The organism is Phyllobacterium bourgognense, assembly GCF_003337575.1.
Lineage (GTDB): Bacteria > Pseudomonadota > Alphaproteobacteria > Rhizobiales > Rhizobiaceae > Phyllobacterium > Phyllobacterium bourgognense.
Window position 1 is genome coordinate 180234 of the sequence record NZ_QPJM01000004.1, and the last position, 24702, is coordinate 204935.

The 24702-nt window shown below is 57.6% G+C and carries 21 protein-coding genes; 11 read left to right on the top strand and 10 right to left on the bottom strand.

Annotation, left to right across the window (positions count from 1 at the left end):
* The first annotated feature begins 2 nt into the window (after positions 1-2).
* The 5 genes from tsaE to trxA all read left to right on the top strand — a co-directional run bounded on the left by tsaE (position 3) and on the right by trxA (position 9382).
* On the top strand, positions 3-1511 hold the full coding sequence (tsaE, locus tag C7476_RS09670; protein ID WP_114429718.1) for a tRNA (adenosine(37)-N6)-threonylcarbamoyltransferase complex ATPase subunit type 1 TsaE: 1509 nt from the start codon (positions 3-5) through the stop codon (positions 1509-1511).
* A 3-nt stretch (positions 1512-1514) separates the two neighbouring features.
* A complete protein-coding gene (locus C7476_RS09675; protein WP_114429719.1) occupies positions 1515-2240 on the top strand; it encodes a nucleotidyltransferase family protein in 726 nt (241 codons plus the stop codon).
* Positions 2233-5373, top strand: coding sequence for a double-strand break repair protein AddB (gene addB / locus C7476_RS09680; protein WP_114429720.1), 3141 nt, complete (start codon positions 2233-2235; stop codon positions 5371-5373). Before C7476_RS09675 ends, addB begins: the two co-directional genes overlap by 8 nt.
* Complete coding sequence (addA, locus tag C7476_RS09685) at positions 5370-8867, top strand: double-strand break repair helicase AddA (RefSeq protein ID WP_114429721.1); 3498 nt, start codon at positions 5370-5372, stop codon at positions 8865-8867. The genes addB and addA overlap by 4 nt, the downstream gene beginning before the upstream one ends.
* 191 nt (positions 8868-9058) lie before the next feature.
* Positions 9059-9382 carry a thioredoxin gene (gene trxA / locus C7476_RS09690; RefSeq protein WP_027230897.1) on the top strand — a complete coding sequence of 108 codons (324 nt, stop codon included), beginning with the start codon at positions 9059-9061 and terminating at the stop codon, positions 9380-9382.
* A 54-nt stretch (positions 9383-9436) separates the two neighbouring features.
* Here the strand turns inward: trxA and C7476_RS09695 are convergent, their stop codons facing one another.
* The 10 genes from C7476_RS09695 to C7476_RS09740 all read right to left on the bottom strand — a co-directional run bounded on the left by C7476_RS09695 (position 9437) and on the right by C7476_RS09740 (position 18641).
* On the bottom strand, positions 9437-10765 hold the full coding sequence (locus C7476_RS09695) for a bifunctional folylpolyglutamate synthase/dihydrofolate synthase (RefSeq protein WP_114429722.1): 1329 nt from the start codon (positions 10763-10765) through the stop codon (positions 9437-9439).
* Positions 10766-10795: 30 nt separating this feature from the next.
* Positions 10796-11716, bottom strand: coding sequence for an acetyl-CoA carboxylase, carboxyltransferase subunit beta (gene accD, locus C7476_RS09700; protein WP_114429723.1), 921 nt, complete (start codon positions 11714-11716; stop codon positions 10796-10798).
* 41 nt (positions 11717-11757) lie between these two features.
* The gene (gene trpA, locus C7476_RS09705) at positions 11758-12597 is read right to left on the bottom strand and encodes a tryptophan synthase subunit alpha (RefSeq protein ID WP_114429724.1); all 840 of its coding nucleotides are present in this window, start codon (positions 12595-12597) and stop codon (positions 11758-11760) included.
* A gap of 2 nt (positions 12598-12599) precedes the next feature.
* Positions 12600-13850, bottom strand: a complete 1251-nt coding sequence (gene trpB, locus C7476_RS09710) for a tryptophan synthase subunit beta (protein ID WP_114429725.1) — start codon at positions 13848-13850, stop codon at positions 12600-12602.
* A gap of 56 nt (positions 13851-13906) precedes the next feature.
* Entirely contained in the window at positions 13907-14566 is a 660-nt protein-coding gene (locus C7476_RS09715; RefSeq protein ID WP_114429903.1) for a phosphoribosylanthranilate isomerase, read from the bottom strand.
* Between the two features lie 58 nt (positions 14567-14624).
* A complete protein-coding gene (locus C7476_RS09720) occupies positions 14625-15254 on the bottom strand; it encodes a YdcF family protein (RefSeq protein WP_114429904.1) in 630 nt (209 codons plus the stop codon).
* Between the two features lie 11 nt (positions 15255-15265).
* Entirely contained in the window at positions 15266-16024 is a 759-nt protein-coding gene (locus C7476_RS09725) for a M48 family metallopeptidase (protein WP_114429726.1), read from the bottom strand.
* Positions 16025-16129: 105 nt separating this feature from the next.
* A complete protein-coding gene (locus tag C7476_RS09730) occupies positions 16130-16573 on the bottom strand; it encodes a DUF2852 domain-containing protein (RefSeq protein ID WP_114429727.1) in 444 nt (147 codons plus the stop codon).
* Between the two features lie 107 nt (positions 16574-16680).
* On the bottom strand, positions 16681-17835 hold the full coding sequence (locus C7476_RS09735) for a benzoate/H(+) symporter BenE family transporter (RefSeq protein ID WP_114429728.1): 1155 nt from the start codon (positions 17833-17835) through the stop codon (positions 16681-16683).
* A gap of 14 nt (positions 17836-17849) precedes the next feature.
* Entirely contained in the window at positions 17850-18641 is a 792-nt protein-coding gene (locus tag C7476_RS09740) for an alpha/beta hydrolase (protein ID WP_114429729.1), read from the bottom strand.
* Between the two features lie 214 nt (positions 18642-18855).
* Between C7476_RS09740 and infC the strand changes: the two genes are divergently transcribed.
* The 6 genes from infC (at position 18856) to pheT (ending at position 24682) form a co-directional block, all read left to right on the top strand.
* Positions 18856-19392: a translation initiation factor IF-3 gene (gene infC, locus C7476_RS09745; RefSeq protein WP_112524829.1), complete on the top strand. Its 537-nt coding sequence runs from the start codon at positions 18856-18858 to the stop codon at positions 19390-19392.
* 79 nt (positions 19393-19471) lie between these two features.
* Entirely contained in the window at positions 19472-20089 is a 618-nt protein-coding gene (locus tag C7476_RS09750) for a methyltransferase family protein (RefSeq protein WP_114429905.1), read from the top strand.
* A gap of 249 nt (positions 20090-20338) precedes the next feature.
* Positions 20339-20539, top strand: coding sequence for a 50S ribosomal protein L35 (rpmI, locus tag C7476_RS09755; protein WP_106713409.1), 201 nt, complete (start codon positions 20339-20341; stop codon positions 20537-20539).
* 39 nt (positions 20540-20578) lie between these two features.
* Positions 20579-20980, top strand: coding sequence for a 50S ribosomal protein L20 (gene rplT / locus C7476_RS09760; protein WP_112524827.1), 402 nt, complete (start codon positions 20579-20581; stop codon positions 20978-20980).
* 152 nt (positions 20981-21132) lie between these two features.
* Positions 21133-22215: a phenylalanine--tRNA ligase subunit alpha gene (gene pheS / locus C7476_RS09765; RefSeq protein WP_114429730.1), complete on the top strand. Its 1083-nt coding sequence runs from the start codon at positions 21133-21135 to the stop codon at positions 22213-22215.
* 52 nt (positions 22216-22267) lie between these two features.
* Entirely contained in the window at positions 22268-24682 is a 2415-nt protein-coding gene (gene pheT, locus C7476_RS09770) for a phenylalanine--tRNA ligase subunit beta (protein WP_114429731.1), read from the top strand.
* The last annotated feature ends 20 nt before the right edge of the window (positions 24683-24702 follow it).

A 24702-nucleotide genomic window follows, 5' to 3' on the forward strand; every position in this document is an offset into this window, starting at 1 on the left:
CCATGACATCGATCTCCATTCAGCTTGCAACACCCGAGGATACGACGAGGCTCGGCCAGGATCTGGCACTGGCGTTGCGCAAGGGTGATCTCGTCACATTGTCCGGAGATCTCGGCGCCGGCAAGTCGACGCTCGCACGGGGACTGATACGAACCATTGCCGATGACCATGGCTACGAGGTGCCGAGCCCGACCTTCACCATCGTGCAGTCCTATCCGGAGTTGCGCCTGCCAACAAGTCATGTCGATCTTTTTCGCCTAGCTTCTGCCGATGAGGTGGATGAGCTCGGTCTTGATGAAGCCCTGGAGGATGGCGCCGTTGTAGTAGAATGGCCGGAACGGGCGGAGGGTGCACTTTCAGCGTCCAGCTTGAAGGTGACGCTTGTGAATGACGGCGACGGTCGGAAGGCATTGATCGAGGGCGAACCGGCTGCATTGGCGCGGCTGCAACGCTCCCTGGGGATTCGCGAGTTTCTCGCCAAAGAAGGATTCGCCACGGCTGAGCGGCGCTATCTGCTTGGCGACGCTTCAGCCCGTGGTTACGAAACCATTGCAATGGGCGAGGGCCATCCGTTTATTCTCATGAATTCGCCTTACAATCCAGGTGGTCCAGTCCTTCGCGGCGGCAAGACATATATGCAAATCGCGCACCTTTCCCAATCCGTGAATGCATTCGTCGCGCTTGACAGCCTGCTCACATCGCGCGGCTTCACGGTTCCAAAAATCTACGCGCAGGATTTAAACGATGGTTTTCTGATCCTGGAAAATCTTGGCAGCGATGGGATACTGGATGGCGAAGGCGCTCCGATCCTCGAGCGCTATGAAGCAACGGTCCGTTTGCTGGCAGCTCTGCACCAGCACTCCTGGCCACGGGATATCGATTTAGGCAAAGGCATTTCCCATCACATCCACGATTTCGATCGCGATGCCATGATGATCGAAGTCGAGCTTCTGTCTGATTGGTATGTCCCACGGATAAGTGGAGCAGCGCTCGGACCCGCCCAAAAGGCAGAATTTGTGGCCGCATGGGATAAAGTATTCAGCCAACTAAATAATACGGAGAAAAGCCTTCTCCTGCGCGATGTTCACTCACCCAACATCCTATGGCGCGAAAACGAAAATGGTATAAATCGGGTCGGACTTATTGACTTTCAGGACGCCATGATTGGACCGTCAGCCTATGACGTTGCGTCATTGATCTTCGATGCGCGCGTCACGATTGCCCCGGACATACAGGATCATTTGCTTGGCGCCTATGTCGACGAACGGCGTTCGGCTGATCCCGGTTTTGACGAAGCATTGTTCCGTAAAGCGTTCGCCATCATGGCAGCGCAGCGCAACGCCAAGATACTCGGTATTTTCGTTCGGCTCGACGAGCGCGACGGAAAGTCTTTTTATCTGAAACATCTGCCGCGTATCCGCTCCTATCTTGATCGCGTTATCGTTCATCCCGCACTGGCGCCGGTCAAGCAATGGTGCGAAAAGGCGGGAATACTTTCTTCGGAGATTTGATTGATGGCAGGTCCGCATACGGCAATGGTCTTGGCAGCTGGCCTTGGCAAGCGCATGGCTCCAATTACCGATACGACGCCGAAACCACTGGTAAAAGTAGCCGGCAAACCATTAATCGATTGGGGACTCGAAGCACTTGAAAATGTCGGCGTTGAACGAGCTATCGTCAACGTCCATTATCTTGCCGATCAGGTCGATGCACATCTGGCAAAGCGCAAGGCCCCAGCAATCGTCATTTCGGACGAGCGCAAAGAACTGCTTGATTCGGCCGGCGGTATCATCAACGCTCTTCCAAAGATCGGCTTCGATCCCTTCTATGTGGTCAATGCCGATACTTTTTGGGTGGATGGACCGAAGCCCAATCTTGTCCTGTTGGCCGAAGGATGGGATGATGCGCGCATGGATATTCTGCTGATGATTGCAGCAAAGGATCAGGCCACCGGCTATGATGGGCGCGGTGATTTCCACATGGACAATGACGGTCGCCTGCGCCGCCTCGAAATTGGCGAAACGTCGCGCAGTATTTATGCCGGCGCAGCCATTATCCACCCGCGGATTTTCTCAGGCGCCGTGGCGGGCAAGGCCTCGCTCAATCGCTATTTTGATGCGGCGATCGCCACGGACCGGCTTTATGGCCGGCGGATGGAGGGCTTGTGGCTGACGGTCGGAACACCTGATGCGATTGGCGAGGCGGAAGCCGCCATCGCCAGACAGACGGTCAATGGTTGAGCACGGGCATTCGCGCATATTTTCCATAGCGCCGGGCATCCCGTTTCTGCCTGCTTTGGTTGACGCGCTGCGATCGGGCACGCTTGTGCCAGGTTATCCGGCCGCCCCATCGGATCCCATGGCGCTGGCGCACGCAACCATCTACGTGCCGACACGCCGCGCTGCGCGCACCCTGCGTTCTTTGCTGGTCGAAACGAGCCCGGCCAGGTCTGCTATCCTTCCCGTCATCCGGCCGCTCGGTGATGTGGACGAGGATGCGGCAATGTTCGATCTGGGATCGGATGCTTTTTTCGATCTCCTGCCACCGATAGGCTCGACAGGACGCTTGCTGCTGCTCGCGCGGCTGGTGAGGCCTTGGCGCGAACGTCTGCCCGACCACGTCCGGGCACTTTTCGGCAACGAAGAGATCGCGATCCCGGCTACGACAGCGGATGCGATCTGGCTGGCGCGAGATCTCGCAAGCTTGATGGATCAGGTTGAGACCGAAGCGATGGGCTGGTCGTCGCTATCCAACATTGTGTCGGAGGATCTGCCGAACTGGTGGCAGGTAACTCTCGACTTCCTGGGGATAGTCACCAGTCTTTGGCCTGAGGTTCTTGCCGATCGGCATCGATCCAATCCTGCCGCACATCGCAATCGGCTGATAGAGCTCGAAGCCGAGCGTCTATTGCGCAGCCCGCCCGCCGGGCCGGTCATCGCCGCTGGTTCCACGGGTTCCATACCCGCCACCGCACAGCTGCTCGCCGCCATCGCTCGCCTGCCACAAGGTGCTCTGGTCCTGCCCGGCGTCGATCGTGACATGGACGCGGCAAGTTGGGAACTTCTGGCCAATACCATCGATAGCCCATCGATCTTCGGTCACCCGCAATATGGTTTGAGAAAATTATTGAGTCAGCTCGGCGTTCTGCGTCAGGACGTCATCCAATTGGGAGACGTCGCAGCGCCAAAACGCGCGCGCGAGGCTTTGCTGGCCGAGGCGATGCGCCCCGCAGACACGAGTGAAGCATGGGCCGATATCGACCGTGGCGATGGCAGGTTCTTGGCTGCCGTAGCACCAATTGCGCTTGTGGAGGCCGCGAATGAACGCGAAGAAGCGCTCGCGGTGGCGGTCGCCTTGCGTGACGCGATTGACCAGCCAGGCAAGACGGCAGCCTTGATCACGGCGGATCGCGATCTTGCGCGGCGTGTCTCGACCGAGCTCGCACGCTTCAATATCACAGCCGATGATTCCGGCGGTCATGCCCTGCGCGAAACGCAACCAGCCACACTGATGCGGCTGGCGCTTGAGACAATCTTCAATCCTGGCGATCCTGTCGCATTGCTCGCGCTTCTCAAGCATCCCTTGACCCGGCTCGGCCTCGAACGTTCCGCGGTCCGGCAAGCCGCGGAGACCATCGAACTCGTGTCGCTTCGCGGTGGCACTGGCCGGGCTACATTGTCCGGCCTCCGTTCCTTCTTTGAAGAACGCCTTTCGGAGGCGAGTACAACACCATTTGAACCCGGGTGGCTTCGGCAGATTACCGTTGCGCAGATCGAGGCTGCCCGCTCAGCCTGTGAAGCGCTCACGCAAAGTATGGAACCGCTGGCGGCCTTTGCCTCCAGAGAAGTTCCGGTGGAGATCGCGGAGATTATCCACGCCACCGTTGCCAGTCTGGAAAATCTGGCACGGGACGACCAAGGAAATATCGCGGCGCTCTACTCGGGCGCTGCTGGCGAACAGTTCGCCGCCTTCCTGCGCAATCTGATATCGGCAGATGCAGGGTTGGAGTTCATGCCTTCCGAATGGCCGTCGATGATCGAGGCGCTGGTCGCGGGAGAGGTCGTCAAGCCTAAGTCCGGTGCGCATCCCCGTCTCTTTATCTGGGGGGCACTGGAAGCCCGTTTGCAGACGGTCGACACGGTCGTCATCGGCGGTCTGAACGAAGGGACATGGCCGGGCAAAACCCGCAATGATCCCTTCATGTCGCGGCCAATGAAATCGATCATCAATCTTGAACCACCGGAACGGCGCACCGGCCTTGCAGCGCATGATTTCCAGATGGCGATGGGAATGGACCGCGTCATTCTCACACGGGCGCAGCGCGCCGCCAACGCTCCGACGGTTGCGTCGCGCTGGTTACAACGCCTCGAAACAGTTCTTGGCAAAACTGCAACTACTGAATTGCGCACCCGGGGCGCGACGTATCTGAACTGGGCGCGGGAGATCGATACTGGACCGGACGAAGATTTCGTCAAGCGGCCCGAACCCAAGCCACCTTTAGGCGCGCGGCCAAAGCATTTCTCCGTCACGGAAATTGAGACGCTCAGGCGCGACCCTTACGCGATCTTTGCCCGGCGCATCCTGCGCCTGCGCCCTATTGAGCCACTGATCCGCGATCCCGATGTCGCTGAACGCGGCTCTCTGTTCCACGATATCCTGGCCGATTTCACTGCACAGAGTGTCGATCCGCAGAACACCGATGCATCCGCACGTCTTCTGGAAATCGGAAGGCGCTTTTTCGATGAGATCGCATTGCCGGAAGAAATCGATGCGGTGTGGTGGCCGCGATTTCAATCTTTGGTTCCGGAATACCTCCAATGGGAACGCCAGCGCGCGCACCTTATAACGGCACGTCATCCAGAAATTGCTTCAAGAAAGATTCCCGTTGAAACGACCGGCGTGACGCTCTCGGGTCGTGCGGACCGCGTTGATCTCCGGCGAGACGGTTCGGCTGAGATTATCGACTACAAGACGGGTTCGACACCGTCCAAGCGGCAGGCGCATGTGCTTTTGTCCCCGCAGCTTGCACTCGAAGCAGCGCTTCTGGCGCGTGGTGCTTTTCTCGAAGTCGGTGCTCGCGATGCTGCGGACCTCCTTTATGTAAGGCTTCGTCCCAACGGCAAGGTTGATCCGGAATCGATCCTGAAGATTGGTAGCGGCTCCAATGGCAGCGAAAAATCAGCTCCGGAGCTTGGCGAGCTTTCGTGGCGCCGCCTGACCGAATTGCTGACCGCTTATCGCGACCCGCACAAAGGCTATCTTTCGCGGGCACTGCCATTCAAGGAAAGCGATTTGACCGGGGATTACGATCATCTCGCACGTGTGCTGGAATGGTCGGCGGGCGGCGCTGACGATAGCGGTGACGGCGAATGAAGACGCCGCGCAACATTCCGAGAGAAACAATTGCCAATCAAAACAAGGCGGCCGATCCGAAGGATTCCGTCTGGGTTTCGGCCAATGCCGGGTCGGGGAAGACGCATGTCCTGACCGAACGCGTCATTCGCCTACTGCTCGACGGAACCGATCCCTCCAAGATTCTTTGCTTGACCTATACCAAAGCAGCGGCAGCGGTCATGCAGAACCGTGTTTTTGCGCGATTGTCCGATTGGGCAACATTGGACGAAGGTGCGTTAGCCGAGACCATCGAGAAGATCGATGGCAGTCGCCCTGGGCCGAAACGGCTGGCGCAAGCGCGACGTCTGTTTGCACGGGCGCTGGAAACGCCGGGCGGCCTCAAGATTCAGACCATCCACGCCTTTTGTGAAGCGATTCTCCATCAATTCCCGCTCGAGGCTAATATTGCCGGCCATTTTGAATTGATGGATGACATGATGCAGGTCGCGCTGGTCGGCGAAGCGCGTCGCCAACTTTTGCAAGCCGCGCGCCTTGACCATAACACGGAGCTTGCTGCCGCTTTTGCCGATGTGCTCGATGCCGCCGGAGAGTTTGGTCTGCAGCAGCTGCTCGACGAGGCAGTAAACAAACGGCATGATCTGACGCAATTTATCGGTGAAGTCGGTCACGATGATCTGCGCCGCCAGGCTTTTTATTCGCACTTTGGCTTCCAGGGCGACGAGACCGAAGACAGTATTCTGTCAACGCTTTGGCCGGTGGACGAATTCGATCACTCGATGTTGTCCGGCATTCTCCAGATACAAAAGAGCGCGACGCGGGCGCAAGAATTTGCGCTGATTCTGCTTCATGCAAAGTTCAACGAACAAGTCGACCAACGTGAGGAAGCACTGCGGGCGGCGTTCCTGCAAGCGACGGGTGATCCCAAAAGCGGTTCCTATATCGCAACCAAGGGGGTAACGGACCGTTATCCGGATTTTATCGATCGTTACGATCAAGCGGCACAACGCGTATTCCAGGGTTTGGACCGTTTTAAACAATGGCGCGTGCTTCGCCTTACCCTTTCCGCCCTGGTTCTGATCGACGATCTGATCGGCCGCTATCAGCACATGAAAAAGACGCATGGTCTGCTCGATTTCGACGATCTTATTGTGCGTACGGTGAAATTGCTGGCGCGTCAGGATGCTGGACCATGGGTACAGTATAAGCTGGACAAGGGTATCGATCATATTTTGGTTGATGAGGCGCAGGATACGAGCCCCAATCAATGGCGTGTCATCCGTCTGCTCAGCGCGGAATTTTTTGCCGGCAAATCCGCCCGCGACATCCGGCGCACGCTGTTCGCCGTCGGTGACGAAAAGCAATCCATTTATTCGTTTCAGGGCGCTATTCCTGAGGATTTTGCCAAGCATGGCAGGGAGACCGAAAGGAACACCAGGCAATCTGAATTGAGTTTTGAGCGTGTCAATCTCAACTTCTCTTTTCGCTCGGCCCCGGATGTTTTGTCTGCCGTCGATAAAGTTTTCGCCCGGCCCGAGGCCAATCGTGGCTTTGGACGGGAACACGGCCCGACCGTCCATACGGCCATTCGCGATCATGATCCCGGCGAGGTCCAGATATGGGACATGATCACGCCAGAAAGCGCTCCGCAGGAAGACGATTGGCGCAAACCCGTGGACAGCCTGCCTGCTCCACCTGTCCGGCTCGCGGAGCAGATCGCCAGGACGATAGATAGCTGGCTAAAGAAGGGTGAAATAATTGAGGGACAGGGTCGGCGTCTCGAAGCGCGAGACATCATGGTGCTGGTGCGCAAGCGCGATCAGTTCATGCCAGCTTTGTCGCGTGAGCTGAAGAAGCGGCACGTCCCGGTCGCCGGCGCTGACAGGTTGAAGCTCACGGACCACATTGCCATCAAGGATCTGGTGGCGCTTGGCCGGTTCATGCTACTGCCATCCGACGACCTGTCGCTTGCAGCACTGTTGAAGAGCCCGTTGTTCAAGTGGAATGATGAACAACTGTTTGACCTCGCATATGGCCGGGCAGAACATGAAACACTCTATCAACGGCTGAAGGCGCGCGCGGACGATGATCTGATCGTGAGCGCAACGTCGCAACGATTGCAGAGTTGGCGCAATCGGGCCGACACCGTACCGGTGTTCGAGTTCTATGCGGAGATTTTGGGACCGGGAGGCGCCAGACGCGATCTGTTGGCAAGACTTGGCCATGAGGCCGGTGATGTCATAGACGAGTTTCAAAACTATGCGGTTGCTACGGAAAAGACCGGCCTCCCCGGACTTCAGGCATTCCTCGAAACGCTTGACGCCGCAACCCCCGAGATCAAGCGTGAACTCGATCAGAGCCGCAATGAAGTTCGCATCATGACGGTACACGCAGCCAAGGGGCTGGAGGCGGCCGTCGTTTTCCTGGTGGATTCCGGCAGTGCGGCATCGGCAGGTGGGCGAACACCAAATTTGCTTTCTTTCAAGCTGCAGGAAAAGGATGGCTGGCAAGGCCCAGGTTTTCTTTTCGTCCCTGGCAAAGCCTATGCGACCGCCTTTACGGGAACAATCGTCGATAATCTGAAAATTCGTGCCGAAGAAGAATATCGCCGACTTCTCTATGTGGGGATGACGCGCGCCGAGGATCGCTTGATCGTGTGCGGCTATCGCGGACCACGGCAGGCATCCGAAACATGGCATGGTTTGGTCGAGGCCGCCCTGGGCGAGTTAAGCGAACCATTCCAGCATCCCGTAGAAACCGTGGTCGCCAGACGCTATCGCGTGACGGAGCGCACTCACTCGTCGATCGATGAGCTTGCCACACCTTCCGAAGCGCGTGCCGAACCATTTCCTGCGGCCTATCGCTCTCCCATGCCGCGAGAAGCTGGCCTGCCAAGACCGCTTGCGCCATCCGGCGTCTCGGTCTTGATTGAACCGGACGACGAAGCGCCCGTTGTGACCGGCTCGCCCGTATTGACAAGTGATGGGGGTGATCCATCGTTCGCGATCCGCCGCGGAACGGTCATCCACGCCTTGTTGCAGACCCTGCCGAACTTGGCCGCCGAACAACGGGTCCCAGCTGCGGAGCGCTACCTTTCGCGTGCGGCCTTCGACTGGCCCCGACAGGAAATCGAAGATGCTCTGCAATCGGTCCTCGGCGTTATAGATGATCCACGCTATGCGCCGGTTTTCGCATCAGGTTCGCTTGCAGAAGTGGCGATCATGGGAACACTGCATCTGCGCGGCAAGGATCACGCCGTTTCGGGTGTGATCGACAGGCTGGCAGCCGATGAAGAGCGGGTGCTTATCGTGGATTACAAGACAAACCGCCCACCCCCCGCTAATCTCGCCAAGGTTCCAGAGGCATATGTCGCGCAGCTCGCCCTTTACCGCCAATTGCTGGAGCCGCTTTATCCGGGCAAGACTGTGGAGGCTGCGCTGCTCTTCACCGAAGGTCCGCACCTGATCGATATCCCCGCCGATGCGATGCGCGACGCACTCGGTCGGATGGTGTGAGCAAAGGATATGGATTGGAAAATGCAAAACGTGGTAAGGCTGATTATTGAATGCTGCGGGCAGGCAACGAAGCAGGATTGCAGGCTGCTCCAGACTGTTTGCACTGAATCGTGACAATACCGAGCTTGACGATTGCGAGCCGACTCACCACATGATGTGCAACACATTCACAAACACACAAGGAAAAGCCCATGGCTACCGTCAAGATCGACACCAGCAATTTCCAGTCCGACGTCATTCAGGCGGGCCAGCCAGTCGTCGTTGATTTTTGGGCGGAATGGTGCGGCCCGTGCAAGATGATCGCTCCTGCTCTTGAAGAGATTGCCTCCGAGATGGAAGGCAAGGTCACGATTGCCAAGGTCAACATCGATGAAAATCCGGAACTGGCTGCCCAGTTTGGTGTGCGTTCGATCCCGACTTTGCTGATGTTCAAGGATGGTGAACTTGCTGCCAATCTGGTCGGCGCTGCTCCGAAGAGCAAATTGTCCGACTGGATCAGGAATTCGGCTGCTTGATTGTTCAAGTCATTCGAACAAAAGAGCCCGGTTTAGTGCCGGGCTTTTTGTTGCCTATAAAGGCGGTGTGCCATTGTCCGAAAGAACGTCACCAGCGAGATATAGCGATCCCCCGATAAGAATTCGTGGTGCCGGCTCGGATGCGTCCCAGCTATGCGCCAGAATCTTCAGAGCATTTTCGACCGAATGTACAGGTTCAGCCGAAAGACCGGCTTCATTGGCAGCCAGCGCGAGCTCGTCATGTGGAATCCCGGCGCCGCTGGAACGTATCGGCACTGTGTACACGTGCCGTGCCATGCCGGTAAAAGCCTGGAAATAGCCAACAGGATCCTTGGTATTGATCATGCCGGTGATCAAAAACAGTGGTCGCTGGTTGCGATCTTCCAAGGTAGCGATAGCCTCGGCGATCACCAGCCCCGCGCCGGGGTTATGTCCGCCATCAAGCCAGATTTCCGAGCCCGGGACCGCCATCTCCACCAGCTTGCCCTTGATGAGTCGCTGCATTCGGGCGGGCCACTCGACATTTGCCATCGCCCGTTCGACGGCCTGCTCCGGCACCTTGAAGCCGGCAGTTCTGACCCCCTGGATTGCTGCAGCAGCGTTCGCCAGCTGGTGGCGGCCGAGGAGCGCCGGCAAAGGCAGGTCCATCAAGCCCTTATTGTCCTGATAGACCATGCGCCCACGTTCTTCGAAGCTGAGGAAATCCTGTCCATACACCGTAAATGGGCAATCGCGACGTTCGGCGGTCTCGATCAGCACCATGCGGACGGCTTCCTCCTCCTGGGCGCCGATGACAACAGGGCAACGCGGCTTGATGATGCCAGCCTTTTCCGCGGCAATCAGTTCCACACGGTCGCCGAGATAGGGCTGGTGATCGAGCGAAATGGGCATGATGACACTGACGGCCGGCTCGGGAATGACATTGGTCGCATCGAACCGCCCGCCAAGGCCAACTTCGAGGATGACAGCATCCGCCGGGTGTTCCGAAAACAAAACGAAAGTGACGGCGGTAAGGATCTCGAAGACGGTGATTGCCTGTCCGGCATTGGCGTCGGCAACGCGCTTGAGCGCATCGGCCAGCACATCGTCGTCGACGATCTTGCTGCCGCCTGGCGCGCCAATCCGATAGCGTTCATGCCAGCGTACGAGATGCGGGGACGTGTGGACGTGCACCGTGTAGCCTGCGGCTTCAAGCAGCGCCCGCGAGAAGGCGACGGCAGAACCCTTGCCATTGGTGCCTGCGACATGGATCACCGGCGGTATCCGCAGCTGCGGATTGCCCAGCGTGTCCAATAGGCGTGTTATACGGCCGAGAGACAGATCGAAGCCCTTGGGGTGGAGCCCGAGGAGCCGGTCGATCTCTTGTTCAGCACGCGATGGCATTGCACAGCCAATTCAAAAAGCAGCTCGGCATCAAGCTTGGGTTTCGGCCGGCACCGGCAGTACAGCCGGTTCAATCGGGTGTTCCTCAGCAATTTCCGTGGCCGCTTCGCCCATCAGCATTTTCAACAGCCGTGCGATCGTTGCTTTCAATTCCGGCCGCGGCACGACCATATCCACCATCCCATGCGTCTTCAGATATTCGGCGCGTTGGAACCCTTCGGGCAATTTTTCACGAATGGTCTGTTCAATGACGCGCTGTCCGGCAAAGCCGATCAATGCACCGGGTTCGGCGATGTGGATATCACCAAGCATTGCGTAAGAGGCGGAGACGCCGCCTGTCGTCGGGTTCGTGAGGACGACGATGTAGGGCAGACCGGCTTCCTTCAGCATTTCGACGGCAACTGTCGTGCGCGGCAACTGCATCAGGGAAAGAATACCCTCCTGCATGCGAGCACCGCCGGACGCAGCGAAAAGCACCAGCGGTTTCTTTTGGGCGATCGCGGTTTCGAAACCCTTGATGATTGCCTCGCCTGCCGCCATGCCGAGCGAACCGCCCATGAAACTGAAGTCATGGATGGTCACGACGATCGGCAGTCCCTCGATCGTGCCAAGGGCGTTGATGATGGCATCATCCTGGCCGGTTTTGGTGCGATGTTCCTTCAGCCGGTCGACGTAACGCTTTTCATCGCGGAATTTCAACGGATCTGTCGCGACTTTCGGCTGTTCCAGCACTTCAAAGACGCCGTCATCGAAAAAGAACTTCAATCGGTCCTTTGCGGGAATACGCATATGATGCCCGGAAGTCGGCACGACCCACTGGTTCTTTTCCAGATCCGTATGGAAAACCATTTCGCCGGATTCAGGATCCTTGATCCAGAGATTTTCTGGCATTTCACGGCGACCAAGCATCGAATTGATCTTAGGCCGGACGTAATTCGTGATCCAGTTCATGATCGGTCCTGTTCTTCTAGCAAACGGTTGATTTAGGAGCTTTACTCGGCCGCCGCAAGACTTGACGCCCGCACACCGCTGGAAAGGCCTTTGACCATCGTGGCGACGGCTTCGGCGGGATCTGCCACCAAAGAACCGTCGGGATTGATCGTGTTGGCAACAGCATTGACGATCGCCGTACCGACGACAACGCCGTCGGCGGCGGAGCCGATTACCTTCGCCTGCTCAGCGGTCTTGACGCCGAAGCCGACGACGACCGGCAAGTCCGTATGCTTCTTGATCCGCTCGACAGCGGCCGCAACCCTGCGGGTATCAGGCAAAGCCGATCCTGTAATGCCGTTCATCGACACGTAATAGACAAAGCCCGACGTGTTCTGCAGGACCTTCGGCAAACGCTTGTCGTCAGTCGTCGGTGTTGCCAAACGAATGAAATTGATCCCGGCCTTGATCGCAGGAATGCAGAGCTCTTCGTCCATTTCCGGCGGCAGATCGACAATGATCAGGCCGTCGATACCAGAGGCGGTGGCATCCACAAGGAAGCGGTCGACGCCGTATATGTAGATCGGGTTGTAATATCCCATCAGCACGATCGGGGTCGTATCGTCGGTTTGCCGAAAGCGCGCAGCGAGATCGAGTGTCTTCGTAAGCGACATGCCCTTTTTCAGGGCGCGCAAACCGGCGGCCTGAATGGCTGGTCCATCCGCCATGGGGTCGGAGAATGGCACACCGAGCTCGATGATGTCTGAACCTGCGCCGGGCAGCCCCTTCATGATCTTCAACGATGTGTCGAAGTCGGGATCGCCGCCCATGAAATAGGTCACGAGTGCCGGACGCCCTTCAGCTTTGAGCGCTGCGAATTTTCTGTCGATACGCGTCGTCATGATCAGATGTCCATCCCTAAAAGCTGCCCGACCGTGTGCACATCCTTGTCGCCGCGGCCGGAAAGATTGACGATCATGATCTTGTCCTGTGTCATCCTAGGCGCGATTTTCACCGCATGGGCGATGGCATGGGCGGATTCCAGTGCCGGAATGATGCCTTCGGTGCGGGTTGTCAGGGTGAACGCTTCGAGAGCTTCATCGTCGAGTATCGGTACATAGGAAACGCGGCCCGTATCGCGCAACCATGAATGTTCCGGACCGACGCCCGGGTAATCGAGACCGGCCGAAACAGAGTGACCGTCGAGGATCTGGCCGTCCTTGTTCTGCAAGAGATAGGTGCGGTTGCCATGCAAGACGCCGGGGCGTCCCGCGCTCATCGAAGCGCAATGTTCTTCGCCATCAAGCCCGCGACCTCCAGCTTCGATGCCGATGATCTCGACGCTCTTGTCGTCAAGGAAGGGATGGAACAGACCGATTGCGTTGGACCCGCCGCCAACGGCCGCAATGATGGTGTCCGGCAGGCGTCCCTCGCGCTCGAGGATCTGCTCGCGGGCTTCCGTCCCGATCACCGACTGGAAGTCGCGCACGAGTTCCGGGTAGGGATGCGGGCCAGCCGCGGTACCGATCAGGTAATACGTATCCTCGACATTAGAGACCCAGTCACGCAGGGCCTCGTTCATCGCGTCCTTCAACGTGCCATGACCAGACGATACGGGCTTGACCTCGGCGCCGAGCAATTTCATGCGAAAGACATTGGGCTTCTGCCGCTCGACGTCGGTCGCGCCCATATAGACCACGCAAGGCAGGCCGAAACGGGCGGACACCGTAGCCGATGCGACGCCGTGCTGGCCTGCGCCCGTCTCCGCGATGATGCGGGTCTTGCCCATACGCTTTGCAAGCAGGATCTGGCCAAGGCAATTGTTGATCTTGTGGCTGCCAGTATGGTTCAGATCTTCGCGCTTGAAATAGATCTTCGCGCCGCCGTCGAGGCCCTGATCCTTGGCCATCTGGCGCACATGGTGTGTCAGGCCTTCGGCGTAATAGAGCTTGGATGGCCGTCCGGCGTAATGCGTCGACAGGGCCTGAAGCTCTGCTTTGAACGACGGATCGTTCTTCGCGTCTTCATAGGCCTGCTGCAGTTCAAGGATCAGCGGCATCAGGGTCTCGGCAACAAAACGCCCGCCGAAAATGCCGAACATGCCCTCCTCGTCAGGGCCTGTCTTGAATGAATTGGGTTCAACCACCGTGTTCACTGCATCACTCCGTTCTTGAGGCCCTGCCGCGTTGTTGAAACGACCGCCTCTTATATTCAGGCCGCATCAGCGCTTTTGGCAGCGCGCACAGCCCAGAAAAAATCCTTGATCAGGCCAACATCCTTCACGCCCGGTCCAGACTCGACGCCGGAAGAAATGTCGATGCCTTGTGCATTCGTTGCCCGCAGCGCCTCGGCGATATTACTCGCGTTGAGACCACCGGAAAGCATGTAATCGGTAGAGGCGTCAAGCTCACTCAGCACCCGCCAGTCAAAAGAAACACCGTTTCCGCCAGGAAGCTCCGATCCCTTTGGTGGTTTGGCGTCAAAAAGGAAGCGGTCGGCCACGCCGATATACGGCTTGATCTGTTCAAGATCGCCGCGTTCGCGCAAGGCAAGTGCCTTCATGACCGGCAAGCCATAACGGGCCTTGATGTCCGCAACCCGGTTGACGCTCTCATCCCCGTGCAATTGGAGCATGTCCGGCTGCATCGCAGCAACAATAGCGTCGAGCGTGACGTCATCCGGATCGACAGTCACTGCAACTGCTATCGCGCGCCCCTTGGCAGCCTGACGCAGACGGCCAGCCTCGCCAGGATCGACATAGCGGGGGCTTTTCGGAAAGAAAATAAAGCCGATGTGCGATGCGCCGCCGTCCAGTGCCGCAGCCACTGCTTCGTCGGTTTTCAACCCGCATATCTTGATATCAAGGCCCATAAGCCGCCACTCGCACGAAAATGCGTCAAAGTCGAGGATTTTGCGCATTGATCAATGGTTAGAGATGGTGGTGATAGCCTTCTTTAACAAGGAAATCGAACGCATCCGCGACAGATGCAGGGATGGATTGCGCTATCTGGAAGCCTTTGGACGGATAGTCACGTATTCGCTGCACGTCGCCGACCATTTCGTGAACGAACATTTCAAACGGGTAGGCTTCGATCGGTTGTTCTTCGAAGGGCGTCATTGGTGCAGTGACAAGTGCCGATACTCCGGGCCATTGTGCCCGGACCGTCGCATAAGCGCGGCGCTGGGTCTGGGGCTTGGTGACAATGATGATGCGACCCACCTGGCCGTTCGCCATTGCACGTGAAAAGCGGATGTTCTCCCCGATATTGGTGGCTTGCGGTTCGATCAGGATCGCGTCCGCAGGAACACCCCGTTCCCTGGCACGACTGGCAAACGCTTCAGCTTCACTGCCATCGAACAGATTGTTGGTCCAATTGCCGGATTTGCCGGTAAAGAGAATTTTTTTGGCCATGCGCTGGTGGAACAGCTCGGCGCAACGATCGGCGACGCGCAAGTCGTAGCTGCCGAGACCAATGATCACATCGACCTCGGACAGTTCGTCATAGATGAGGTGAAAATTCCACAGCGTTCGTGCCGCTTGCAAAACGGCAGGCGAAATAGCGCGGTCCATCAGCTGAAATCAATAGCCTGCAAGGCGCTGCCATTGCGTTTCAACCAGGCTTTGCAGCGCTCCGTGTCGGGGCAAAGCTCGCCGCACAATTTCCAGAATTTCGGACCGTGGTTCATCTCTTTCAAGTGGGCCACTTCATGTGCGACGAGATAGTCGATAACCGGTGGCGGCGCCATCATGATGCGCCAGGAAAAAGATAACGTACCGTCCGATGTGCATGAGCCCCAGCGGCTTTTTGTATCTTTCAGGCGGACAGCCTTTGCGCGCCGCCCAACGGTGGTTGTGTGACGGGCGACGAGCATTTCCAGGTCGCGTCGCGCCTCACGTTTCAAGAAGTCGCCAACGCGCCTGGCGAGATGCGGACGATCGCCATAGACGATCAGCCTCGGCCCCTCGGCTCCGTTTTCCTGCCGCACCGTTCCACGCTTTGCTGGTTCATGCACGATGAGGTGTGGCACGCCGCGCACGGGGATCTTAACGCCCGGGCGTACGTTCGGTTGATCGGGCATCTTCGCAATGCGGGTCTCGATCCAGCCTTCGTGACGGGAGAGAAATTTTTCGACTTCGCGCGCAGCTATCCCAGGCGGCACGGTCATGCGCAGACCCTTGCCCCCTGCGTCGATACGCAGTGTCAACCGCGTCGCCCGCGGATTTTCCATTACCAGCAGCGGCAGGACACGGCCCGCGACCTCATAACTCCGCTCGGCTTTAAGCGTCGCGGATTTTTTCGGCGGGCTGCGGAACAAGGACAGGATCATAGAGCTACTTTAATTGATTCGAGCAAAACCGGTGAGACAAAACAGAGGCGGCGCCGCGAGGCGCCGCCGTAGCAATCGGTTTTTCAAGGAACTGACCTCAAGTCGCTATTCCTGATCAGTATCGGGAACAGATCCCGAGGGTTTCTTTGGCGCAGCGTTCCGCTCGGCCATGAAACGATCGAACTCTTCCCGGTCCTTGGCGCGCCGGAGTTCGCGGGCGTAGTCTTCGAATTCGGTTCGCATCTCTTCGAGCTTGCGGCGCTCTTCGTCGAGCCGCTGCAGTTCCTTCTCGCGCCACTCGTCAAAGGCAATATTGCCAGTGCCGAATGGGCCTCTGCCGAAATGCTGAGAACGGCGGCTGCGGCGGAACGCACCGCAAACATTATCGGCCGCATTGTTCATTTCGTGCTTGAAACCGCCGAAACGGTTGCCCCAGACAATGTAGGCAAGCATGGCCAAACCGAGAGGCCAGAACAACATGAACCCGATAATCATCAGAGCGATGGTCGCCGGAGACCAGCCTGGACGGATTAAAGCAGAAGTGTTCATCTAAAGCCCTTCCCTATCAAGAAAGCCCGGCCCCTATTGGCCGATTGATATCGACATGGGAAAGACTTTGCGGCTTTTCAAGAAACTGTGATTTCAAATGCTCCAAATCATTGAAATACGAAACGTTTCTTCGCGTAGTCGACGGCTATGACGAGAAGTCCAGCCACCAGGGCCCAAAATGCGGCGCCGATCCCCGCAATGGTAATTCCCGAGGCCGTGACAGCAAAGGTAACGATCGCCGCCAGCCGCTCGTGTTCGACTTTGAGCGCGAGCGACAGGGCATTGGTAAACGCCCCGATGAGCGCGAGACCTGCGACGAGGGCGATGAGCGGCGCAGGCAAGACAGCAAACAGGGCAACCAGCGACGCCCCAAAAATCGCAAAGATCAGATAGGACAGAGCATAGAACGGGCCGGTCAGCCAGCGCTTTTCCGGGTCGGGATGCGCGTCCGGGCCGGTGCAGATCGCAGCAGAAATTGCCGCCATGTTGCTTGTGTGAGCCCCGAAAGGCGCCGTGACAAGGGAGACGAGACCGGTGACTTGGAGCGCGGCCGCCGTTGGCGGCTCATAACCCGCTGCACGAAGCACGGCAAAGCCCGGCAGGTTCTGCGATGCCATGGTGACCAGATAAAGCGGCAGCGCCAGGCCGATCATCGCGCGCATGTCGAAGACAGGCATGATGAGTGTCAGCGTCGAAAGCTCGACACCAGGGACGCTGGCAACGCGGCCGCTGACAAAAGCATAAATCACCCCACCGAAAAGTACGGCGAGCACCGCCATGGCCGGGTTGAACAGGCGGATGATGAAGAAGAGCGCAATAAGAGGCAGTACAAAAACCGGGTCTATGGGTATGGTTCGTGCAGCGCCGATCAGGAATGCAAACAGCACACCGGCCAGCATTCCCGACGCTATCGATGCCGGGATCCTGGAGACAAAGGCAGAAACCGGTTTGATCAACCCGGTGAGAATGATCGCTATCGCGGTGACGATGAACGCTCCCACCGCCTGCGGCATGGTAAAGCCGATCGAGCCGCCGATGAGAGCCAATCCAGGCGTTGACCAAGCGGCAATGATCGGCATCTTGTAACGCCAGCTCAGATAGCCTGTCGCGAGGAACATCGCGAGACAGCATGCAGTCACCCAGCTTGCGGTCTCGGCTTGGGTGGCTCCGAGTGCCTGCGCTGCCGCGATCATAAGTGCAAGCGTTCCGCCAAAGCCCACGACAGCAGCGACAACAGCAGAAGCGATCACGGAAAAGCGCATGGAGAGCCTGAAATTTATTGAATTGGCGGAAGGACCTTTGTTCTATCCACCATTGAAGACACGGTTCGTGTCAGAAGATCAAGGTCTTGAGGACGTGACAGGCGATGATCACCGTCGCGCACCAGCGTAATCGTCACATCGTCGACGGGCAGGTGATCCATTAATCGCAGGGCATGGGTATAGGGCACGTCCTTGTCCTCCATGCCCTGAAGGATGTGGACAGGACAATCGGTCTGGATGACACCCTTCAAAACCTGGTTGGTTTTGCCGTCTTCCAGCAAAGCCTTGGTATAGATATAAGGCACGGACGAATAATCGGACGGTTCTTCCATATAACCGCGTTCGGCGATCTGCCGGCGCTGATCATTTGTCAGTTGCGGCTCGACGAGTTCCGAGGTGAAATCCGGCGCCGGCGCGATGAGCACCACTCCTGCAACACGCCCGCCTTCGCCGGTCCTTTGCAATTCCTCGATCATGCGCAAGGCGATCCATCCACCCATGGACGAGCCGACGAGGATTTGAGGACCGGAGGAAAACGCGCGAAATACTGCAAGGCTTTGCTCCAGCCATATCGAGATCGTGCCATCGCGGAATTCGCCGCCGGATTCGCCATGGCCGGAATAATCGTGCCGAAGGAAGGCCACGCCGCGTTCCGATGCCCACTGATCCAGCCATTGGGCTTTGCTGCCCAGCATGTCCGAGTAATAGCCCCCCAGCCATACAATGCCGGGCGTGCTGCCTTCGCGGCGGCGCAGCGCAATATCGAGGCCGTTGACGGTCAGGAACTGGGGCAGGGGTGCGTTCATAAAGGTAACTCCGTGTCGTGATCGGTCCTTTTGCCACGGCAAAGTTCATCGTTGAAGCCCGCAACATTGCATAAATCTGAAATAAACCTATGTTTGATTGGTGTGATTTTTCCCAAAAATAGTGATATTGGCATGCGCCCGCGCACAGAAGCATTGCGGCTCCGGCCTGACGGTGCTATTTGCGGGTCCGAAATAATTCAAGGAGATTACTGCCATTCGTCGACCCTTTAGAGCCCAGGTGGTCCAGAAAGATGGACCTCGTTCCAACCGCGATATCCGCGTACCTCAGGTACAGCTCATTGATGCCGAAGGTGAAAACCACGGCATAGTCACTATTCAAGCAGCACTGGCGATGGCCGATGAGGCTGGGCTCGATCTTGTCGAGATCGTGCCCAATGCCGAGCCGCCGGTCTGCAAGATCGTCGATCTCGGGAAGCTGAAATACCAGGGTCAGAAGAAAGCGGCGGAAGCGCGCAAGAAGCAGAAGACCGTCGAAATCAAAGAAATCAAGATGCGCCCGAATATCGACACGCATGATTATGATGTGAAGATGAAGGCGATCAAGCGTTTCTTCGAAGAAGGCGACAAGGTCAAGGTTACATTGCGGTTCCGTGGCCGTGAAATGGCTCACCAGGAACTTGGCATGCGGCTTCTGGATCGCGTCAAGGAAGATACGGTGGAAATTTCCAAGGTGGAGGCCGAGCCAAAGCTCGAAGGCCGCCAGATGATGATGGTTCTGGCGCCGCGCTAAAGCCAGTCAACTTCCATAGAAAAGCCGCCTTCGGGCGGCTTTTCTATGCTGAACGATCCGAAGGACCATCATGGCGGCGCTGAATTCTCTCAAGGACATGTCCCGGTTTCAACACCGCAGGCGTATCGTGATTGCGATCATCATTGCGTTGATTCTTGTTGCCCTGTTAACGATCCGCTCCGCCTGGAACGAGAACTGGATTCATGAATATATCGAGGATTTCGGCATTAGTACGATTGTGCTCGCAATCCTTGGACGCATGTGGTGCACACTCTATATAGGCGGACGCAAAAGCTCGGAGATTGTCCGCCTCGGACCCTATTCGATGAGCCGCAATCCACTCTACGTGTTCAGCACGCTCGGAGCGGCGGGCATTGGCATGCTGACCGGCAGCCTGACTGTGTCGCTCGCGCTTGCCGTGATTTGCTACATTGCCTTCCAGTTCGTCATCACGGCCGAAGAAGGTTATCTCGAAAAGGTGTTCGGCGAGACCTACACCAGTTATAAGCGGGAAGTACCGCGCTTCTTCCCCAATCCCCGGCTCTACAGGGAAGCCGATGTGCTGAGCGTCAAGTCGTCCATGCTCTATAGGACGTTCACCGACGGACTTGTATTCTTCGTCTCCTATCCACTGCTCGAGTTCGTGGAATATCTGCAAGGGCAACACATTCTGCCTGTTCTGTTGCGCCTCTACTAGTTGAGGCGCTGCGCTTTTCGCCGGCTCACGCGATTCAACTGTTGCGCTTTTTCTGACTTCTGGTAATAAGCACGCGTTCAAACCGCCCGGCAGGGCATGCCGTGGCGGTTTTGTATGCTTTCAGGCTTTGGTCGGCCTGAAGTCAAAAACAAGAGGCTCGAAACTCTTTGGAGCGAACGGGCCTCGCAAGAGGCGTGGAGTTCCGTAGGAACGACAGGGACCTCAAGAAAGAAAATCAGGAGTAGCAAAATGCCCAAGATGAAGACCAAATCTGCTGCCAAGAAACGGTTCAAGATCACCGGAACTGGCAAAATCAAAGCCGCCGCCGCTGGCAAACGCCATGGCATGATCAAACGTTCGAACAAATTCATTCGTGACGCACGCGGCACGATGGTTCTTTCCGAGCCAGATGCGAAAATCGTGAAGAAGTTCCTGCCTAACGGTCTCTGATCGGGCAAACGTTATCCATCTCAGTAAGGAGATCATATCATGGCACGTGTAAAACGGGGCGTTACGTCCCACGCCAAGCACAAAAAAGTTCTGAAGCAGGCCGAGGGTTTCCGTGGCCGCCGCAAGAACACCATCAAGACCGCCAAGGCCGCTGTCGATCGTTCGAAGCAGTACGCTTATCGCGACCGCAAGAACAAGAAGCGTACTTTCCGTGCGCTCTGGACCCAGCGCATCAATGCCGCTGTCCGCGAACATGGCCTGACATACAGCCGCTTCATCGACGGTCTGTCGAAGTCGGGTATCGAGGTTGACCGCAAGGTTCTGTCGGATCTCGCGATCCACGAGCCGGAGGCATTCGGCTCGCTCGTGGCTTCTGCCAAGAAGGCGCTTGAATATCTCAAGAATACAACTCCGAACGCTTTTGAAGGCGCTGTTCACTAAGCCAGCGCTCCCAAAGCATTCCGGAAATATAGATTTGGGAAACCCGCGCTGGCTCGGCTGGCGCGGGTTTTTCGATTTTCTGCATCGACGAGCAAGAGGCGGTCATTTCGAGAGAAATGACAGGAATCTCAAGAACCAACAGGTGAAGAACGATGGACGACCTGGTAGAACTGGAAAGCGTGCTTGCCGCGCAGATTGAGTCAGCCAATGACGAAGCGGCCATCGAGGCCGTCCGCATAGCAGCTCTCGGCAAAAAGGGCTCGATCTCGGAAAAACTGAAGTCACTCGGTTCCATGTCGCCGGAAGAGCGGCAGCTCCAGGGACCTGCCATCAATGGCTTGAAGAATCGTATTACGGAAGCACTCACCGCCCGGAAGATCGCGCTCAAGGACGCGGCCATCGCTGTGCGTCTTGAAAAGGAAAAAGTGGACGTCACGCTCCCTGTGCGCGCCGCGCCGGCAGAACGGGGTCGCATCCACCCGATCAGCCAGGTCATCGATGAGATCACCGCAATCTTCGCCGATATGGGCTTTTCCATTGCCGAAGGTCCGGATATCGAGACCGACTACTACAACTTCACCGCGCTCAATTTCCCCGAGGGTCACCCGGCTCGCGAGATGCACGACACTTTTTTCTTCAATCCCGACGAGACCGGCGAGCGACGGGTGCTGCGTACCCATACGAGCCCGGTGCAGATTCGTACGATGGAAAATCAGAAGCCGCCGATCCGCATCGTTATTCCCGGCAAGACCTACCGCATGGATAGCGATGCCACCCATTCGCCCATGTTCCATCAGGTTGAAGGGCTGGTTATCGACAAGTCTGCCAATGTCGCCAACATGAAATGGGTGCTCGAAGAATTCTGCAAGGCGTTCTTTGAAGTGCCGTCACTGAAGATGCGCTTCCGCCCGTCCTATTTCCCCTTCACCGAGCCATCACTGGAGGTCGATATCCAGTGCGACCGCTCTGGCAAGGAAGTGAAATTCGGTGAAGGCACCGACTGGATGGAAATCCTCGGCTGCGGCATGGTGCATCCGAACGTCTTGCGCGCCGGCGGTCTCGATCCGGATGAGTATCAGGGGTTTGCCTGGGGCATGGGTATCGACCGCATTGCCATGTTGAAATACGGCATGCCGGACCTGCGCGCGTTCTTCGATGCCGACGTGCGCTGGCTCCAGCACTACGGTTTCCGCCCGCTCGATATGCCGACGCTGTTCGGAGGTCTGAGCGCCTAGCGGCGCCTGGCCTCAAGTCTCCAAAAGATTAAAATGCGAAACGAGTGAAATCATGAAATTCACACTCTCCTGGCTTAAAGACCATCTCGAGACCGAGGCGTCACTCGAAGAGATCGTCGATTCCCTGACAAGAATCGGTCTGGAAGTCGAGCAGCTCGATGACAAGTCGGCGCTAAAGCCCTTCGTCATAGCCAAGGTGCTGACGGCTTCCCGCCACCCCGACGCAGACAAGCTGCAAGTTCTGACTGTCGATACGGGCGACGGCAAGCCGCTGCAGGTGGTGTGCGGTGCGCCGAACGCCCGTGCGGGCCTGATCGGCGCATTCGCGGCTCCTGGCACCTATGTCCCCGGCATCGATCTTACGCTGTCGGTCGGCAAGATCCGCGGTGTCGAAAGCCATGGCATGATGTGCTCCGAGCGCGAATTGCAGATGTCGGATGAACACAATGGCATCATCGACCTGCCCGCAGATGCGCCGGTCGGCACCAGCTTCGCTGCTTATGCCGGTCTGGATGACCCTGTTATCGAGATCAACCTGACGCCGAACCGTCCGGATTGCACCAGCGTCTACGGTATTGCCCGCGACTTGGCTGCAGCCGGTATCGGCAAGCTCAAGCAGCGGCCGATCGTGCCTGTCAAAGGCGCAGGGCCCGCGCTGGTGGACGTTCATCTTGAACTAGGCGAAGATACCCATCTTTGCCCCGGCTTTGCCTGGCGTACCGTCAAGGGCGTCAAGAACGGTCACAGCCCGCAATGGCTGCAGCAGCGGTTGATCGCCATAGGCTTGCGCCCGATCAATGCGCTCGTCGACATAACCAACTATCTGACCTTCGATCGCGGTCGTCCGCTACACGTTTTCGATGCCGACAAGGTCAGCGGCAATCTCACCGTGCGCCGCGGCCGGGAAGGCGAGCAGGTTCTCGGCCTCAACGGCAAGGAATATACATTGGGTCCGGACAATGTAGTCATCGCCGATGCCGATGGGGTCGAATCGATTGGCGGTATCATGGGCGGTGAACATTCCGGCTGTGATGAGAACACCACCAATGTCGTGATCGAGTCCGCGCTTTGGGACGCGATGAATATTGCCCGCACGGGGCGCACGCTCGGTATCATCACCGATGCGCGCTACCGTTTCGAGCGGGGCGTCGATCCGGAATTCATGATTCCCGGTCTTGAGCTCGCGACGCAGCTGGTTCTCGATTTCTGTGGTGGCACGCCATCCGAAGCGAAAGTCATCGGCTACAAGGGCCATACACCGAAGACAGTCCGGTTCCCCCCATCGGAGGTCAAGCGTCTTACCGGCATCGATGTTCCGGCAGAAACGAGCCTCGATATCCTGTCTCGCCTAGGCTTCAAGCCGCAAGGGAGGGGCGAACTCGTTGATGTGGTGATCCCGTCATGGCGTCCGGATATAGACGGCAAGGCCGACCTCGTCGAAGAGGTCATGCGTATTCATGGCGTCGACCAGATCGATCCGCAGCCCTTGGTTAGCCATGCGGCGGTCAACGGCAAGATCTTGACCACGTTGCAGATCCGTACGCGCAATGCCCGTCGGGCACTTGCTTCGCGCGGCATGATGGAGGCGGTTACCTGGTCGTTCATTTCCGAAGCCTCAGCGAAAGCATTTGGCGGCGGTCAGAGCGAACTGAAGCTTGCTAATCCGATCGCGGCCGATATGTCCGACATGCGCCCATCGCTGTTGCCGGGCCTGCTTGCTGCCGCCCAGCGCAACGCCGATCGCGGCTTCAACGACCTCGCGCTGTTCGAAGTCTCCGGCACCTACGAAGGCAACACGCCGGAAGCGCAGCGCCGCGTTGCTGCGGGTGTTCGCCGGGGTACCGCGAAGCTCGAAGGCTCTGGCCGTCATTGGTCGGGTAATATTGGGCCGGTTGGCGTCTTCGATGCAAAGGCCGACGCGCTTGCCGTGCTCGAAGCGTGCGGCGCTCCGGTTGATAAGTTGCAGATCGAAAGCGGCGGTCCTGCCTGGTATCATCCCGGGCGTTCCGGCACGATCAAGCTCGGGCCAAAGGTAATCCTCGGAACCTTCGGCGAGTTCCATCCGAAGACGCTGGAAACCCTTGATGTCTCCGGGAGCCTTTGCGGCTTTGAAGTTTTCATCGACGCCATTCCAGAACCGAAGCAAAAGGCGACACGCACCAAGTCGGCGCTCAATCTTTCGGATTTCCAGACTGTCCGGCGTGACTTTGCGTTTGTGGTCGACAAAGCCGTGGAAGCAGGTGCCATTGTGCGGGCAGCGCTCGCCGGCGACAAGAAGCTGATCACCGGCGTTCAGGTCTTCGACCTTTTCGAAGGCGCATCGCTTGGCCCTGACAAGAAGTCTGTTGCGATCGAAGTGGCGATACAACCCGTGGAGCGCACCTTGACCGATGAGGATCTGGAAGCGCTGACAAAACGCATCGTTGAAAGTGTCGGCAAACAGACGGGTGGCATGCTGCGCGGATAGCGATCAAGCCGGATTGCAAT